Source organism: Sinomicrobium weinanense, from assembly GCF_018863395.1.
In the GTDB taxonomy this organism is placed as follows: Bacteria; Bacteroidota; Bacteroidia; order Flavobacteriales; family Flavobacteriaceae; genus Sinomicrobium; species Sinomicrobium weinanense.
This window is the reverse complement of record NZ_JAHKRR010000004.1, coordinates 592,212-609,077: the sequence shown is the minus strand read 5'-3', so window position 1 is coordinate 609,077 and position 16,866 is coordinate 592,212. Positions and strand designations below refer to the sequence as shown.

Sequence of the window (16,866 nt, the reverse complement as noted above, 5' to 3'; positions counted from 1 at the left end):
TGTCATTCCAAACAAAGTGAGGAATCCCCTTTGTAGGAATGACAATGTCAGGCCTGTTTAAGCGATATGCTGCGACATACCAGGGGTTACCCGATCCTTGCTCCCCGCAACCGCAGCGAGTTGACAATAACGGAAACCGAGCTGAAACTCATGGCCAGCGCAGCGATCATCGGGGAAAGCAGCAATCCGAAAACCGGGTACAAAACTCCTGCTGCCACAGGAATGCCCAGGGTGTTATAGGCCAGGGCGAAAAACAGGTTTTCCTTAATGTTCCGCATCACCTTATGACTCAATATACGCGCCTTGGCTATCCCCTTCAGATCTCCTTTTACCAGGGTGACCCCTGCACTTTCTATCGCTACATCGGTACCGGTGCCCATCGCTATCCCGATATCGGCCTGTGCCAGTGCCGGGGCATCATTGATACCGTCGCCGGCCATGGCAACTTTTTTGCCCTGGCTCTGTAATCGTTTCACTTCTTTCTGTTTGTCTTCCGGGAGCATCTGGGCTTTAAAACCATTCAGGCCTAGGGTTTCGCTGACTGCTTTTGCAGTATCTTTGTTATCCCCGGTAAGCATCACTACTTCGAGGCCTTCCTCCTGTAATTTCCGGATCGCTTCCCTACTGGTTTCCTTGATCCTGTCGGTAATAACCACAAATCCGAGAACCTTGTCCCCTTCCGAAAGATAGGAGACTGTTTTGCCCTGTTGTTGTTCTTTCTTTACCTTTTGATGCAAATCTGAGGGGATCCCCGCCCTGACCTGCTCCATTAATTTTTCATTGCCGAGGGCTAACAAGGCCCCGTTACCCTTAATTTCCTGTCCGGTTTGAGACCCACGGCCGTGGGTCTCTACGTGGGCGATGACCCCTTTTCCGGTGATAGCTTCAAAACCCGTGACCGGGTCTGGTTTTACGCCCTTTTCTTCGGCATATCGCATGGTGGCTTCGGCCAACGGGTGTTCACTATGGTTGTTCAGGGATGCTATTTTCTGCAATACATCCCTTTCGCCTGTTTTTCCTATTGCTACAATTTTTTCTACGGATGGTTTTCCCTCCGTAACAGTCCCGGTCTTGTCAATGATCACCACATCGATCTTGTTCATTCCTTCAAGTGCTTCGGCATTTTTTATCAATACACCGGACTGGGCCCCTTTACCCACTCCAACCATGACAGACATGGGTGTGGCCAGCCCCAGGGCACACGGACAGGCAATGATAAGCACGGCAATGGCATTGACAAAGGCATAGACATAGGCCGGCTCCGGGCCGTAAACGGCCCAGACGATAAAGGTAATTACGGATATCAGTACCACTATCGGCACAAAATACCCCGATATCCGGTCTGCCAGCTTCTGAATGGGTGCCCTGGACCTGCTGGCCGAGTTTACCATTTCTATGATTTGCGACAGCAGGGTTTCCGAGCCTACTTTTTCGGCTTCCATTACAAAACTCTTGTTGCCGTTGATCGTTCCAGAGCTTACATGGTCTCCCTCTTTCTTGTCCACCGGGATCGGCTCACCCGAGATCATGGATTCGTCGACTGTACTTTCTCCCTCTTTGACAATACCGTCTACGGGGATCTTTTCACCGGGCTTTACTCTTAAAAGATCTCCCTGGTGTACGGCATCTATGCCGACTATTTCTTCCTTGCCATCCACTATTTTCGTGGCATTGTTAGGGGCCAGTTTCAGCAGCTCTTTTATGGCAGAATTGGTTTTGCCATGTGCCCTGGCCTCCAACAACTGTCCCAGCAGCACCAGGGTAAGGATCACGGTAGCGGCTTCGAAATACACATGGACCGTTCCGCTGTGCGACCTGAACTGTTCCGGAAAAATCCCGGGGAACAATATAGCTCCCACACTGAAAAGCCAGGCAGCCCCGGCACCGATACCGATCAGGGTAAACATGTTCAGGTTCCGGGTCGCAACAGACCTGTATGCTTTCTCGAAAAACATCCAGGTAGCGTAGAACACCACTGGTAGAGAAAGCGCAAGTTGCGCCCAGTTCCAGTATTTCCAAGGCATCAGCCTGGCCAGCGGATCACCGGGAAGCATTTCTGACATGGCGATCAGAAATATGGGAAGCGTAAAGGCAACGGCCACTTTAAACTTTTTAAGCAGTTTTTTGTAGGTCTCGTCTTCTTCTTCCACATCTACCTCTACCGGAACAAGATCCATTCCACATATCGGGCAGGACCCTGGTTCGTCCTTAATGACTTCCGGGTGCATGGGGCAGGTATATTGTGTTTTTTTCTTTACTGCCGTAGGGGCTTCCACCAGGTCCATTCCACAAACAGGGCAGCTACCGGGTTCGTTATACGTCTTGTCTCCTTCACAGTGCATCGGGCAATAATAAACCCCGCTCCCCCCGGATGATTGTTTTGTTTTCTCATGATGGTGCGAAGCATGATTGTCCTTACCGGAACCGCAGCTTCCGTGTCGATCGTCATGCCCGGGAACTTGTATACCATAGTGGCCTCCGTCATCTTTCATGGCCTGCTCCAGTTTCTCAAAAGGGACATGATCGTTCATCTCAACCACAGCCTCTTCCTTCTCCAGGTTAACAGTAACCCCGGTTACACCGTCTACTTTCCGTAAAATACCTTCCACATGATTTTTGCATCCTGTACAGGACATTCCCGATATTTTATACGTGTGTTTCATGATACTTTGAATTTACTTCACAAAGTTCCGGCGAAAAGACGCGGGAAGTATTATACAATTTTGGAAAAGACTTATATAATTTTGAAAAGGGCTTATATAATTTACGGCTCTTTTTTTGAGATTGAGTAAGATTGATAGAAGATTGATAGAAGATTGAATGAGATTAATAAAAAACAGGGAGCACTCAACTCACGATCTTTCAATCTCATTCCTTAGCTTAATCTTTTACGCATAGATCCTAATATTTTTAAGTGCTCTTCACATTCTTTATGCAACTCTGTTATAAATTCTTCTTTTAAAATACCTGATGCCATTAGTAACCCGAGCCATGCCTCCGTTTCATCTGTTCCTTCCACAACAATAGAGAGCTTACAATAAAATTCCTTTTTAGATCTACTTCTTAATGTTGCCCTGTAATTTACATACATCGATGTTCCTGATTTGACAACCTGATAATTGATAGCCTTCCCCCTTGGTGTTAATGATATTTTCCCTGAGAGATCAAGTATGTTTAAAGCAAATTTTTTTAAACGTTCCCTTATTTCTATTTTATATTTTGTCCAATTCGAACTTTCCACTTTATTGCCTTTTAGAGATCCCTGAACGGTTTAAAATTCTCATGACAATATAGAAGAATTGAACATAAAACACAAATAATGAAATAGTTACACAAAAACCTATCTATCCATATTTTTTTACCAGTCATTCCCTAATCCCTACTCAATCTAATCAATCTAATCAATCTTATTCAATCTCCTATCAATCTCTTTTAATCTCTTTCATTCTATCACAACTCCTCCAACGGTCTCCGCTTTCGTTCCCCGAGCTGCTTAAAGTGCGAAGGGGTCAGCCCTGTAACTTTTTTAAACTGGCTGCTCAGGTGGGCTACGCTGGAATAGTGGAGCTGAAAAGCGATCTCGCTCAGCGACAATTCATCGTAAACCAGCAGTTCCTTGACACGTTCTATCTTCTGGGCAATATAATATTTTTCGATAGTGGTGCCTTCTACCTGGGTGAACAGGTTGCTGATATAGGTATAGTCGTGATGCAGTTCGCGGCTCAGGTAATCGGACAGGTTGGTCTTTAAATATCCTTCCTGGGGTTGGTGCACAAGTGTTACGATCAGGTTTTTTACCCTTTCGATCAGCCGGCTTCTCTTGTCGTCTATGAGGTTAAAACCATAGGCCTGAAGGGCGTTGTCTATTTCCTGTTTTTTGTTCGCCGGAATGTCTGCGGGCAGTTCCACTTCCCCGAGTTCAACGGATACGGGTTGCAGCCCCAGCTTTTCCAGCTCGGACTTAACGATCATCTTACAGCGGCTGCAAACCATATTTTTGATGTAGAGCTTCATTTTTGGTAGATTTTGGATTTTAGATGTGAGATATGAGATTGTTTGGCGAATGACCTATATCCATCTCACATCTAAAATCTAGTATCTCAAGTCTAATTTAATGTTTCTTTTACTTCCCCGCACTTCAGCATTTTGTTTCCGAAGTAGGGATTTCGGATCTCCTCTTCGGATGACAGCCAGTATGCCCCTTCAAAGTCGAATGCCATCGGGCAGTATTGTTTGTATACAGCTCCGGAAGCTATCTGTCCGTCTATCACTTTGACAATTTCTTCAGAAAGTCCGAAAAAGGCTTCACGCTGTTTTTCCACATCGTCCGTAGCTTCAATCGTTTTGGCAAGGTCTGTTGCTTTTGTCGCATTTTCCACTTCGGAAAGTGCTTTTACCAGCATTCCGGCCCCGCTCTTCGCTTCTTTGGCGTCTGTATTTACCAATGCGGTCTTTACATGGATATAATGCCCGTATGCACTGCTTATTTTGTCATTTTTAAATGTGAGATCGGCAGTGGCTTCCTTGTTCTGAGCGGCTTCCTCATGACCGGAATGATCTTCGTGGTTCTTTTCTACGGTCTTCACGGTTTCCTTTTTGGCATCCTTACAGGACAACACCCCGGCAATCAGGCCCAGGGCCAGTACTGCCATTACAAATCTGTTTTTCATTTTAATCAATTTTAATGGTTATTTTATTTCACTTGTTACTTCCCCGCATTTGAGCATCTTTTCTCCGAAATAAGGATTTCGGATCTCTTCGGACAGGCTCAGCCAGTCCGCGCCTTTATCGGAATCGGCCATGGGGCAGTGTTGTACATATAAAGGTACAGAAAATGGCCCGAAAGTAGTGGCCATCCGGATCACAGCCCCGGAAAACGGCTTGAAGGGCTTCCGCATTGCCTCTACATCTGCCGCTTTACCCATGGCCTCTGAATGCCTTTCCAGTTCCTTTTGAAGGTCCATCCAGCGATCATGGGATGTGCCTTTAAAAAGGGACATGTCTACCGCAGAAACGGATGAACTTACGTTTACCAATTCTTTTTGTGCTACGGCAAAATCATCGTTTGTCAATGCATCCTTTAACTTCAAATAGGTTTCTGTGATCTTTTGCAATGCTGTTTTCGCTTTTGCCGAAACTTTCATTTTCACAGGGTTATTGTCCTGTCCGGATGCGGGCATATCCATGTTGCCGTGCTGATGGCCGGTACTGCCGCTACCGCCTTCGGGGTTCATCATACTGGGTTTTCCTGCGAGTTGTGCTGCGGCATCCACCGTAAAGGTGCCGTTCACTACGATCTCCTCTCCTTCACTCAAGCCAGATTTTACGATATAGGCACTTCCGAGAGAAGGCCCAAGGGTCACTTCGCGCAGTCTGAACCCGATTTTTCCTCCTGCATCTTCTTTGGTGTAGACCACAGAACGCTCTCCCGTCCACAGCACCGCGGTTTTCGGAACCGTGATCTCTTCCTGAGCTTCTCCGCCGGCAACTACCTGTACTTCCCCGGAAGCAAACATTTCCGGTTTAAGCCTGCCGTCTTTATTACTCACTTCCACCCGGGCTGTGGCCACCCTGGTCTGTGCATTGATCAACGGGTCTATAAAAGAAACAACACCTTCAAAGGTCTCTCCGGGCAGGGATGCGATCGTATAATTTATCGTGCTCCCCTCCTTTACCCAGGCCATTTCACTTTCATAAACATCGAAAAGTACCCAAACACCAGAGAGATCGGCTATTTCATACAGAGGTGTCCCACGCTCCACATAGTCGCCCAGTTCTGCTTTTTTTTCGGTCACTATGCCATTGACATCCGCTCCTATCGGAAATCGTTGTATGGGGGTTCGGTTATTTATGATCTTATTGATCTGCGATTCGCTTATCTTCCAGTTTCGCAGCTTTTGTTTTGCAGCTTCGAACAGTTCGGGCTGAGCATCTTTGATGGCGTAGGCCTGCAACAGTTCTTCCTGGCCGGTCACCAGGTCGGGAGAATAGACCACGGCCAGGGTTTGTCCTCTCCTGACACTTTCTCCCGTAAAATTAACAGTTAGCCGCTCTATCCGGCCCGGAATGTGGGTGGTCTGAGCATAGACTTTCCGTTCATCCGGCATCACTTTTCCATTGAGGCGGATCACTTTTTCTGCGTTCTGCCGGCCCACGGTCATTGTCCGGATATTGGACAGCTTCACCGCATTTTCACTCATCTCCACTATTGCAGGATCCCCTCCGGAAGCATTTTCATCCATAGGAATAAGGTCCATACCGCATATCGGGCACTGTCCGGGTTCGTTCTGTCTTATCTGGGGGTGCATGGAGCATGTCCACACCTCGGCTTTAGCCTGTCCTGAGCCTGACGAGGGGCTCGGTGACCGGGAATCAGTTTCTTCATGTACATGGTCTTCTGCGGGCTTTGAACTTCCGCCAAAGACCAGCCAGCCGAGCAGAAAGCCCAGGAACAGGATCCCTGCCATGATCCATATATTTTTGTTTTTTGTTTTCATAGGTTTATTTATTTAATATTTTTCAGGCTTGAGGGACACCCCCCTGCCCCCCTCAAGGGGGGAGCTATTCTTCTTTTTTATAAAAATCGTTCTTATACTAAACACTCCTCTTTCTATACCCCAAAAGAGAAATAAATTCTCTCTAAAAGCAAAAAAGTTCCCCCTTGAGAGGGGCAGCGGGTGTTATTTTGTCAATAAATAATCTTTCTGTGCTTGTGCAATAAACCGATCTTTTTCGGCCGTGGCCTTTGCGGTCTGATACAACAGCTTTTCCTGTTGCATTCGCAGTACCTCTTCAAAATCAGTGGTCGAATTACCGTAGGCGGACAGTAACAGTTTTACGGCCTGGTCGGTACTTTCCAACTGCCTGTCGTAAAGATCTATGCGTTGTGCGGCTTTTTCCAGGTCGTATTTTGCCATTTCGTAACCGGCTATCAGCTTGTTCCGTACCGCAACTTTTTGATGTTCGGCAGATTCGGAAAGAAGCTCGGCCTCCCGGACCTTCGCTCTGTGTTTTTTTCTGAAGATCGGCAGGCTTACGGAAAACATCGGCATAATGGCATCCTGGCCCCTTCTCTCAGGGTCCATCCCATTTTTTTCACCGATGATCATATAATCAATTCCCAGTCCCAGCATGGGCAATCCCTGTTTTTTGGCAGCTTTCTTTTGCGCCCCGAACGAAGCCACTTGTTTATCTAACTGCACCATTTTGGGATGCGCAACAAAAAGGCTGTCTCTTTTCAGATTTTCTTCCTGTACATAGCCTTCAACTTCGGGTAGGGCTTCCGGAAATACTACCTCATTATCGTAATCTGCATTCAGCAGGGCATTGAAACGGTATTGGATTGACCTCTTTTTGTCTTTTAACAGGGAGATCTCTGTCTCTGCCTCGTTACGCATCATATCTACACGGACCACGTCTACCATAGCCGTTTTTCCATTCCTGAACTTAGACAATGCCAGTTCCCTGAAGGTATTCAACACTTCCAGGTTTTCTTCCTGGAACCTGATGGTCTCTTCGAGCTCGTACATTTCGGCATAGACCGACTTTATTTCCACGAAGAGTTCTTCACGCGCATCCAGGTATTGCTGAAAACCGGCCTCTGCCATCAGGGTTGCAGCATCTTTCTGAGCTTTCAATGTACCGAACCAGGGGAACATCTGCATCAGTGAGAACTTGGCTTCCTGCCTTCCCAAACGGGTCTCTATCATTCTTCCGAAAGCGCTCATCGTCAGTGTAGGATCGGGCAGGCTGCTCACCTGCGGGGCTTTTTGCATGGCCGCTTCAAACGCAGAATAGGAGGCCTTTACTTTCGGGTTGTTCTTCGCTGCCGTTTGCAGGTAATCTTCCAGAGATTGCCCTGTGACGGTTGCGGAAAACAACAAACTGCACATTATCCAAATGAACTTTTTCATCGTATTTTGATTTATGATTTCAAGATCAAAAACATATGACTTATTGATACTTGATCCGTCTGTAAATTTTGAAATCATTGTTTTGAATCTTGTTTGCTTTTTGTTTCTAAATGATCCGGAAACTATTTAAGACTTAAAACTTCAGGACATAAGACAGGTTTAGTACCAGAGGTCTTATGTCCTAAGTCTTATTGCCCTATCTCCGTTTTTTTAACAACCGTTTCTCTCCAGTATGCCTGTAATACGGGCACCACGAACATGGTCATGATCTGTATGAACATTCCTCCCACGGTGGGGATGGCCATGGGTACCATGATATCGGCCCCTTTTCCGGTGGAAGTCAGCACGGGCAACAGGGCTATGATGGTCACTGCGGTGGTCATCATGGCAGGGCGGACACGCTTCAGTCCCGCTTCCAGTACGGCTGCCCTTACTTCGGGTACGGTTTTCGGTTGTTTTTCTTCAAATACCTGGTGAATGTATGTCCCCATGATCACCCCGTCGTCCGTAGCGATACCGAACAGGGCGATAAAGCCTACCCAGACCGCCACACTGAGGTTGATGGTATGCATCTGAAAAAGATCGCGCATGTTCACCCCGGCAATGGCAAAATCCATAAACCAGTCCTGGCCGTAGAGCCACAGCATAATAAACCCTCCTGCAAAAGCGACGAACACCCCGGAAAAGTGAATAGTGGAAGCGATGACCGTCCTGAACTGAAAATAGAGCAATAAAAAGATAACGATCAAACTCAGCGGAATAACAATGGAAAGCCTTTTCACGGCACGTACCTGGTTTTCGTAATTCCCGGAAAATTTGTAACTCACTCCCTTGGGAATACTCAATGCTCCGGAGGCGATCTTATCTTCTATAAACCGCTGTGCATCGTTTACTACGTCTACCTCTGCGTAGTTTTCCCTTTTATCGAAGAGGACGTAGCCTGTGAGGAAGGTCTCTTCGCTCTTTATCATCTGAGGTCCGCGGACATACTCAATATCTGCCAGCTCTCCCAGGGGGATCTGTGCTCCCGTCGGGGTCGGTATCAGTATCTTTCTGATCTTTTCCGGGGTATCCCGGAGTTCCCTCGGGTAGCGTACACGAACGGGGAAACGCTCCCTGCCTTCTACCGTACTGGTGATCTGTATACCCCCTACTGTGCTTTCTATGACCTGTTGCACATCTTCCACACTCAATCCGTAGCGGGCAATGGCATTTCTGTTTATATCTAATTGCATATAGGGCTTTCCTACGATCCTGTCGGCAAAAACAGCTTCTTTTTTTACGGAAGGCACCTCCTTGAGTACTTCTTCGAGCTGTATCCCGAAATTCTGAATGGTTTCCAGGTCGGGGCCATACACCTTGATCCCCATAGGTGCCCGCATTCCGGTTTGAAGCATAACCAGGCGGGTCTCGATAGGCTGTAATTTAGGAGCAGAAGTGACGCCGGGTATACCGGTTACCTTTACGATCTCATTCCAAATATCGTCCGACGACCTGATATGGCTTCTCCAGTTACGGAAATACTCCCCGTCCTTATCTTTTACCAGGTCTTTTTCAGTAAATCCCCGGTTCAGTACTTCGTCGTTTGTAAGGGTGTCTCCCGATCTCAGAACAAATTTTCCGTCCCGGTCTGTTTTATAGGTTTCCTGTTCTCCTTTAGCATTTATACTATACTCAGACTTGTAATTGATGATATTTTCATACATGGATATGGGTGCCGGGTCCAGGGCGCTTTCTACCCGGCCCAGTTTTCCCACGGCCATATCCACTTCGGGTATACCGGCAACGCCCATATCAAGCTGCTGTACTACCCGTTTGTTCTCTTCCATCCCGGCATGGGGCATGGAAGTGGGCATCAACAGGAAACTGCCTTCATCCAATGAAGGCATAAATTCCTTACCCGTTCCCGGAAAGGTATGGGATAATCCACTCCAAACCGCAGTGGTACGGATGTTCCACCCTATCGCATCAAAACCGCGGGCCACAAAACCAAACGTCCGGGGAAAACCGAGCCAGATGACCAAACCGAAAAAAACGGTAAACAGGGGGACAAGCAGGAATTTTCTCTTGTTGACCAAACACCACTTTAAAATGGGCTCGTAGTAATAGACCACCGATAGCAACACTGCCAGGATCAGGGCCAATAATACAATAACAAACAGGTAATTCGTTACCAGGCTGTTCTCGTGTCCCAAAGGCACCCATTCTTCTGCCAGGAAAAACAGGGTAACGGCCAATATGATGAAAAACACGATCTGAGAGGAATATTTCCCCAGAAAACCGGGATTCTTGTGTTCTACCAATTTAATGGCTCCTATAACGACCAGTGCAAGGGGGAGCCACAACTTAAAGACAATAGCAAGCAGCAGCCCTGCAACTACAAGTGAAATATTCCAGGCCTTGGTCATTTTGTCCTTTTTGAAGGTCAGGGAAAAGACAAAATAGGCCAGGGTTGGCAGCACAATGACCCCCAGAACAAAAGAAGCAGCCAGGGCAAAGGTCTTAGTAAAAGCCAGGGGCCTGAAAAGTTTTCCTTCGGCCTGTTCCATAAAGAATACAGGGAGAAAGCTCACCACCGTAGTGGCAAGTGCCGTGGTTATGGCCGGGGCTACTTCTATGGTAGCTTTGTAGACCACTCCCAAAAGTGCATTCCCCCGGACATTTTTATTTTCTTCCAGTTCCAGATGCCGTATCATGTTCTCCACAAACACTATCCCCACATCAACCATGACCCCGATGGCAATGGCGATCCCGGAAAGTGCCACCACATTGGCATCGACACCGGCGTAACGCATAACCACAAAGGTCATAAGCACCGCAACAGGCAGCAGACTGGATATGAGCACCGAAGCCCTGAGGTTCAGTACCAGTACAATGACCACGATAATGCTGATAAGTATTTCGTGCGAAAGTGCCCTTTCCAGCGTGCCTATGGTTTCCTGGATAAGCTGCGTACGGTCGTAGAACGGAACAATGGTAAGCTGGCTTTCGGTACCGTCTTCCAGGGTCTTTTTGGGCAGGCCAGAGGCGATCTCTTTGATCTTGTCCTTGACATTGCCTATGACTTTCAGCGGATTGGAACCGTAACGCGCCACGACTACCCCTCCTACTACTTCGGCACCTTCTTTGTCTAACATTCCCCTGCGGGTAGCAGGCCCGAGGGTAACTACGCCTATATCTTTGATGAGCACGGGCTTGTTATTGTTAACGGCAACTACGGTCTCTTCCAGGTCTTCCACCGAGCGGATATACCCCAGGCCGCGCACCAGGTATTCCACCTTGTTGATCTCTATGGTCTTGGCCCCTATATCGCGGTTGGAATTCTTTACGGCCATCATTACCTTGTCTATCCCGATGTCATAGGCTTTCAGGGCATCAGGGTTGACATCTACCTGGTATTCCTGCACATATCCTCCTACGGAAGCCACTTCGGATACTCCTTCTACGGCATTTAACCCGTATTTTACGTAAAAGTCCTGTACGGTGCGCAGTTCGTGCAGGTCCCATCCGCCGGTAACATTACCGAGAGAATCTCTTCCTTCGAGAGTGTACCAGAACACTTGCCCCAGCCCGGTGGCATCGGGCCCCAGGGTGGGCTGCACTCCTCCGGGCAGCAGGTTGGCGGGCAAAGAATTCAGCTTTTCGAGTATCCTGGAACGCGACCAGTAAAATTCAACATCTTCATCGAAAATAATATAGATACTCGAAAACCCGAACATGGAATTACTCCGGATCGACTTAACCCCGGGCACGCCCAGCAGGGAGGTGGTAAGCGGATAAGTGATCTGGTCTTCCACGTCCTGGGGAGACCTTCCCGGCCAGTTGGTAAAAACGATCTGTTGGTTTTCCCCTATATCGGGAATGGCATCTACCGGGACCGGGTCTTTTGGTAAAAACCCGGTGTCCCAGTCGAAAGGTGAGGTCACCAGTCCCCAGCCGATAAAAAAGAGCAGCAGGAGTACGGTAACCAGCCGATTATGCAAAAAATAGTGTATGATCTTATTTAACATAGATTCTGTTTTAATGCTGTGCTTCGGCTGCGCTCAGCAGCCCCGTTTAATCGTGGTAAAACTGACATTTTGTTACAAAATTGTCAGATACCGATATGGCATAACATTAAAACTAAATAAGGAAAGTGTCGTTCAGCACCTGAATGTCCCGGACGACCATAGGCGGACTGTAATCCCTGAAAGGAACAACATTTTCTTCCAGTCCCTCGAAAAGATTGAGATAAGTATAAACAAACGCCTTCAGAAAAACAACCTGCTGATGCAATTCCGTATCGACGGCTTTCTGAAGAGTGTCCTGCCCCTCGATCAATACGGTTTCTTCCGAACAACAGGGGCTTTGGGCAATGGTGCAGGAAGAATCGTCTTCGCTCTGCTGTATTTCCATACTTCGGCTGTGCTCACTAACCATACCGCAACTGTCTGCCTTGACAAAAAGCGCCGTGTCTACCAGAAAACTGCCACAGAAATGCTTCTCTACGGTAAAGGACACCGTAGACAGCAGCACCAGAAAGGTGAGCAAAAGGGACGTTATTTTCAGAAAAAATTTCTTCATCCGGAATACAAAGGTAGAAAATATTTCGTCTTGGCGATTTTTTTTGGAAATTGTTAACACGGTACGAAGGCATGGGCAGGACACCTGCACCAGCATGTTTAGCATGTTTTTTAGGTTTTTAGACCTAAACGTTTAGGTCTGTTAATGTCCCGTTTAGCTAAAATAATGTTCTTTTTGAACATAACATCCAAACATTTGGCCAGAAGATCTAAAGTTTCAGGTAAAAAAACTAAAATTTTAACTGAACAACTTAAAACTTTAGGTTCCGAGGCTAAATTTTTAGAGGTCAGGACTAAAAACTTCTATTTTTCACCTAAAAACATCCTTATTTCATCCTAACACATTATCAATTCACTTAAAAGAAGCTATTTTTTACCGAAATGACACCATTTTTTGAAGTAGTTTCCACAAACCCGTTAAGGGCCCAATGGAAAATCTTCAAATATGAAGTAACTTTGCAGAAAAATCGTATCCCTATGACTTTTGATGAGCTGAGATCACAGGTAAAAACCATTTTACAACAAGATACCACCGTAGATGCCCGCCTTACCGGGATATGTGAACTCTTAAAGAAAAACATCCCGTATTATGACTGGGTTGGTTTTTATTTTAAGAATGGCGATAAAGAGGAATTAAAGCTCCGCGCTTTTGCCGGGGAACCTACGGACCATACCATCATCCCTTTCGGAAAAGGGATATGCGGCCAGGTAGCAGTTTCCAATGCAAATTTTGTAGTACCGGATGTCAAGGCGCAGGACAATTATATTGCGTGCAGCATATACGTCAAGGCGGAGATCGTTGTGCCACTGTTTGTAAATGGCGAGAACATCGGGCAAATAGATATCGATTCGCATACGGCCGACCCGTTTACGGAAGAGGATGAGCGGTTTTTGGAGTTTGTGAATGGGGAGGTTTCCAAGGTGTTGAGGTAAGATGATGGGGATGGACCGGAGGGACACCCCCCTAGCCCCCCTCAAGGGGGGAACTATTCATCTTTTTATGACAAACTGTTCTTGTATTAAAACAATTCTCCCCCTTGAGGGGGGACCAAGGGGGGTGTTCTTCACTCATCAGTCTCAAACACCTGCAACACTCCGTCATTATTAGCAACAAGCACCCACCCCTTATCTTTAAGGTACTTCATTTTTTTGGCATCACCATTCGTAAAAAAACCGCTGTAAGTATTTGGTGTTACTTTGAAATTCCCCTGGCCATCGCCGAGCAATAATGCGCCGGTACCCGCATCATTCCGGGTAGTCTCTATTTCCGAGACGAAAAGGTTTCCGGTGACCAGGGCATCGGGGTTGCCATCGTTGTTGTAGTCTGCCACGAGAATATCGTTTATACTGGAAAGCTGAGCCATATTGGGCAAGGGGGTCACTTTAAAGTGCCCGTTCCCCAGGTTTTCCAGATAAGAAGAAGCAAATGTATCTGCGGTATAGTGCAGGGCCTGTTGCAGGTTTTTCTCTCCGTACACTTCTTCCAGTTCCAGGGAGGCAAAGACGTCGTATTGTTTAAAGGTGGTCTTTAAGCCGGGGATCTGCTCCGATGAACAGGAAAAGCCCCTCAGGGGATAGTGTTTGTTCTCCTGATAATACCCCAGTACGATATCGTGCGAACCGTTATCGTCAAAATCGTGATAATAGACATCAAAAGGATTTTCGGGAGAGGTCTTGTATTTGTAATTCAGCCCGATATTTCCCGCAATATAATCCATATCCTCATCATTATCGAAATCGCCCTGTTCTATGCTGAACCACCAGCCTTTGGTCTGGTGCAGGCCGTCGATATCCTGTTTTTCCAGTTTGCCTTCGATATTTCTGAACACCGTAACAGGCATCCATTCACCCACCACGATAAGGTCTGTCCAGCCGTCATTATCGTAATCGGTCCATATGGCGTCGGTGACCATGCCCAGGTTTTGAAACCCGGGGGCTTTTTCATCAGTTTTATTGGTGAGCCTTCCTTTGTCATTCACCAGTAATACAGACGAAACCGGACGGGGATAGTTATGCGGAAAATGCCTTCCGCCAACGAAGATATCTGCATCGCCGTCTTTATCGTAATCGTATTCTTTTACTACGCTACCGCTGATGTTGGTCATGTTTGTTATGGCAGCTTTCCTGAAGTTCCCTTTACCGTCGTTCCGGTACAAACGGTCTGCGTATTTTTCGCTGCCGGCCTCAAATTCATTACCTCCGCTTACGACATACAGGTCCGGGTAAGTGTCTCCGTCTATGTCGGTAAATGCGGCATCCATATCCTCGTATACGGCTTCTTCAGACCATAAATTTTCATTGCTCTTTTGAAAACCGTTTTCGTCCTGTATATACAATGCCGCCGGAAACCCCGCCGCACCTCCGATAAAGACATCCTGCTTTCCGTCGTTATTTATATCCCCGACTGCAAGTGCTGGCCCGAATTGTGATAGTTTGTGAGGCAGTAATACCTGGTGGGCATAATCGTTAAAATCATTTTCTTTATGCACATGGGATAGCTGCCCACCGGAAGTAAGCTCTGTAAACACGGTTTCCGGTAGAACTTTCTCATCCGGGTCTTTTACAGCATCTTCCATAAAAAGGGTGATCTCCTGACCGGCTTTTATATTTTCTTTCAGGGTCACTTTACCGTTTGGCCAGGTCACTTTTAATCTACTTGCTTCGGTATTTTGCCCCAGTCCGAAATGTACTTCGTTCTCGCTGGTGGAATAGATGCCCCTTACATTGGTTGTTTCGAAATACTGTTTTTGTCCGCCCGCCTCAATATTTACCCGGGAACCGAAAACCGGTAAATTTTCCCTGGATACCAGGTTTAATCTCAGGTAATGGTTCTTATTTCCGTTGTTCCGGTATACATAGGCCTTTTCGTTAATGTTATTGACCACAAGATCGAGATCACCGTCGTTGTCGAGGTCGGCGTAGGCTGCACCGTTCGAGAACGATTCCCGGTCGAGCCCCCATTCCCGGCCCGTATTTTTGAAATTCAGGTTTCCTTCGTTCTTATAAGCATAATTTTTTATAGGCTGTGAGGGGATCAGTGCCACGGCCTTATCAATATCCGCCACGTCCCAGACGCTTTTTATCTCTCCTCCGTCCGGATGTTTCTCCAGCCATTTTTGTATAGACTTATTCATAAAACCGGCCACTCTTTTATCGGCATCGGTATTCCTGATATCCCTTAGCAATCCGTTGGTAATATAGGTGTCTTTCAGGCCGTCATTATCAAAATCGGCCATAAGGTTCGCCCAGCTCCAATCGGTAGAGGCCATACCGGTGATCTGGGCCACATCGCTGAAAGTTCCGTTCCCGTTGTTTAAATGCAGCGTGTTGAACATGTATTGATAATGCCCTCCGTTATCAACCACATCCCAGAAGGCCTCGGGGTTCATTCCACTCATATTGGCCTTGAGCCTGAAGTTGTCTTCGGCTACCATATCCACTATAAATACATCCTGGAACCCGTCGTTATTGATATCGGCGATATCCACCCCCATGCTGAAATATGACATGTGATTCAGGGCGGTATCGGCTACATTGACAAAGGTCCCGTCCCCATTATTCATAAAAATAAAATCCGGGGCATGGAAATCGTTGGCCACGTAGATATCGGGCCATCCGTCATTGTTCAGGTCGGCCACAGAGGCCGCATTGGGAAAGCCTGTCTGTGCAATGCCTGCCTGTTCGCTCACTTCTGTAAACTTTCCTTTTCCTGTATTTTTATATAAGACCAGGTGATATTCGGGCTTCAGCAGGGAAGTTCCGAAGTATTTTGAATAACTCCCGGGATTGGGCGGCTGAGTGAGCAGAAGCAGGTCGAGAAAGCCGTCCTTGTCGTAATCCAGGAATACGGCATGCCTGGTGCGCTGTTCATTGGCTATCCCGTATTCCTCTGCCGATTCGGTAAAGGTCAGGTCGCCATTATTGATATACAGCAGGTTCTTTCTCCATCCGGGTTTATCGTCGTAGAGTTCCCGGCTTATATAGATGTCGGGCCAGCCGTCGTTGTTCACATCTGCTATGGTAACGCCGGTAGACCAGCCTCCGTCATTGACTATTCCGGCCTTTCCGGTGATGTTCTCAAACCTGAAATTCCCGCGGTTCACATACAGTTCATCATTGACCATATTCCCGGCAAAGTAAAGGTCTTTCAAGCCGTCGTTATTAAAATCTGCCACGCCTACGCCGGCTCCTCCGTAAAAATTTGCATAGATCAATATATTCCGGGAGCTTTCGTCTTTAATTGTATTTTCAAAATTGACTCCCGTATGGCCGGAAGGCAATAAGCTGAACAATTGATCTTGCGATACTGCCTCCAACCCAGAGAGAAACAGTATGCCGATAAAAATATTTTTCATGTGCTCTAACCTATTTATTTAACCAAATAAAGGAGG

10 protein-coding genes are annotated in these 16,866 nt (G+C 47.0%); 1 reads left to right on the top strand and 9 read right to left on the bottom strand.

The window, feature by feature from the left end:
• Positions 1–86: 86 nt before the first annotated feature.
• The 8 genes from KN811_RS14890 to KN811_RS14855 form a co-directional block, all read right to left on the bottom strand.
• Complete coding sequence (locus tag KN811_RS14890; RefSeq protein WP_187965071.1) at positions 87–2,663, bottom strand: heavy metal translocating P-type ATPase; 2,577 nt, start codon at positions 2,661–2,663, stop codon at positions 87–89.
• Between the two features lie 212 nt (positions 2,664–2,875).
• The gene (locus KN811_RS14885) at positions 2,876–3,241 is read right to left on the bottom strand and encodes a four helix bundle protein (protein ID WP_187965072.1); all 366 of its coding nucleotides are present in this window, start codon (positions 3,239–3,241) and stop codon (positions 2,876–2,878) included.
• Between the two features lie 209 nt (positions 3,242–3,450).
• Positions 3,451–4,014, bottom strand: coding sequence for a helix-turn-helix domain-containing protein (locus KN811_RS14880; protein WP_187965073.1), 564 nt, complete (start codon positions 4,012–4,014; stop codon positions 3,451–3,453).
• Positions 4,015–4,106: 92 nt separating this feature from the next.
• A complete protein-coding gene (locus KN811_RS14875; RefSeq protein ID WP_187965074.1) occupies positions 4,107–4,670 on the bottom strand; it encodes a DUF3347 domain-containing protein in 564 nt (187 codons plus the stop codon).
• Between the two features lie 18 nt (positions 4,671–4,688).
• Positions 4,689–6,497, bottom strand: a complete 1,809-nt coding sequence (locus KN811_RS14870) for an efflux RND transporter periplasmic adaptor subunit (protein WP_187965075.1) — start codon at positions 6,495–6,497, stop codon at positions 4,689–4,691.
• A gap of 183 nt (positions 6,498–6,680) precedes the next feature.
• On the bottom strand, positions 6,681–7,913 hold the full coding sequence (locus KN811_RS14865) for a TolC family protein (RefSeq protein ID WP_187965076.1): 1,233 nt from the start codon (positions 7,911–7,913) through the stop codon (positions 6,681–6,683).
• 188 nt (positions 7,914–8,101) lie between these two features.
• A complete protein-coding gene (locus tag KN811_RS14860; protein ID WP_187965077.1) occupies positions 8,102–11,923 on the bottom strand; it encodes an efflux RND transporter permease subunit in 3,822 nt (1,273 codons plus the stop codon).
• A 112-nt stretch (positions 11,924–12,035) separates the two neighbouring features.
• Entirely contained in the window at positions 12,036–12,476 is a 441-nt protein-coding gene (locus KN811_RS14855) for an HYC_CC_PP family protein (RefSeq protein WP_187965078.1), read from the bottom strand.
• A 476-nt stretch (positions 12,477–12,952) separates the two neighbouring features.
• Here KN811_RS14855 and KN811_RS14850 point away from each other — a divergent pair, with 476 nt between their 5' ends.
• Entirely contained in the window at positions 12,953–13,408 is a 456-nt protein-coding gene (locus KN811_RS14850; RefSeq protein WP_187965079.1) for a GAF domain-containing protein, read from the top strand.
• A 131-nt stretch (positions 13,409–13,539) separates the two neighbouring features.
• Here the strand turns inward: KN811_RS14850 and KN811_RS14845 are convergent, their stop codons facing one another.
• Positions 13,540–16,830 (bottom strand): VCBS repeat-containing protein, encoded by a 3,291-nt coding sequence (locus KN811_RS14845; RefSeq protein WP_187965080.1) that lies wholly within the window; start codon positions 16,828–16,830, stop codon positions 13,540–13,542.
• Positions 16,831–16,866 lie beyond the last annotated feature (36 nt).

Excerpts from the sequence above, each read along its gene's own strand:
- KN811_RS14890 (WP_187965071.1), bottom strand. The coding sequence starts at position 2,663 with ATGAAACACACGTATAAAATATCGGGAATGTCCTGTACAGGATGCAAA.
- KN811_RS14880 (WP_187965073.1), bottom strand. The coding sequence starts at position 4,014 with ATGAAGCTCTACATCAAAAATATGGTTTGCAGCCGCTGTAAGATGATC.
- KN811_RS14875 (WP_187965074.1), bottom strand. The coding sequence starts at position 4,670 with ATGAAAAACAGATTTGTAATGGCAGTACTGGCCCTGGGCCTGATTGCC.
- KN811_RS14870 (WP_187965075.1), bottom strand. The coding sequence starts at position 6,497 with ATGAAAACAAAAAACAAAAATATATGGATCATGGCAGGGATCCTGTTC.
- KN811_RS14865 (WP_187965076.1), bottom strand. The coding sequence starts at position 7,913 with ATGAAAAAGTTCATTTGGATAATGTGCAGTTTGTTGTTTTCCGCAACC.
- KN811_RS14860 (WP_187965077.1), bottom strand. The coding sequence starts at position 11,923 with ATGTTAAATAAGATCATACACTATTTTTTGCATAATCGGCTGGTTACC.
- KN811_RS14855 (WP_187965078.1), bottom strand. The coding sequence starts at position 12,476 with ATGAAGAAATTTTTTCTGAAAATAACGTCCCTTTTGCTCACCTTTCTG.
- KN811_RS14850 (WP_187965079.1), top strand. The coding sequence starts at position 12,953 with ATGACTTTTGATGAGCTGAGATCACAGGTAAAAACCATTTTACAACAA.
- KN811_RS14845 (WP_187965080.1), bottom strand. The coding sequence starts at position 16,830 with ATGAAAAATATTTTTATCGGCATACTGTTTCTCTCTGGGTTGGAGGCA.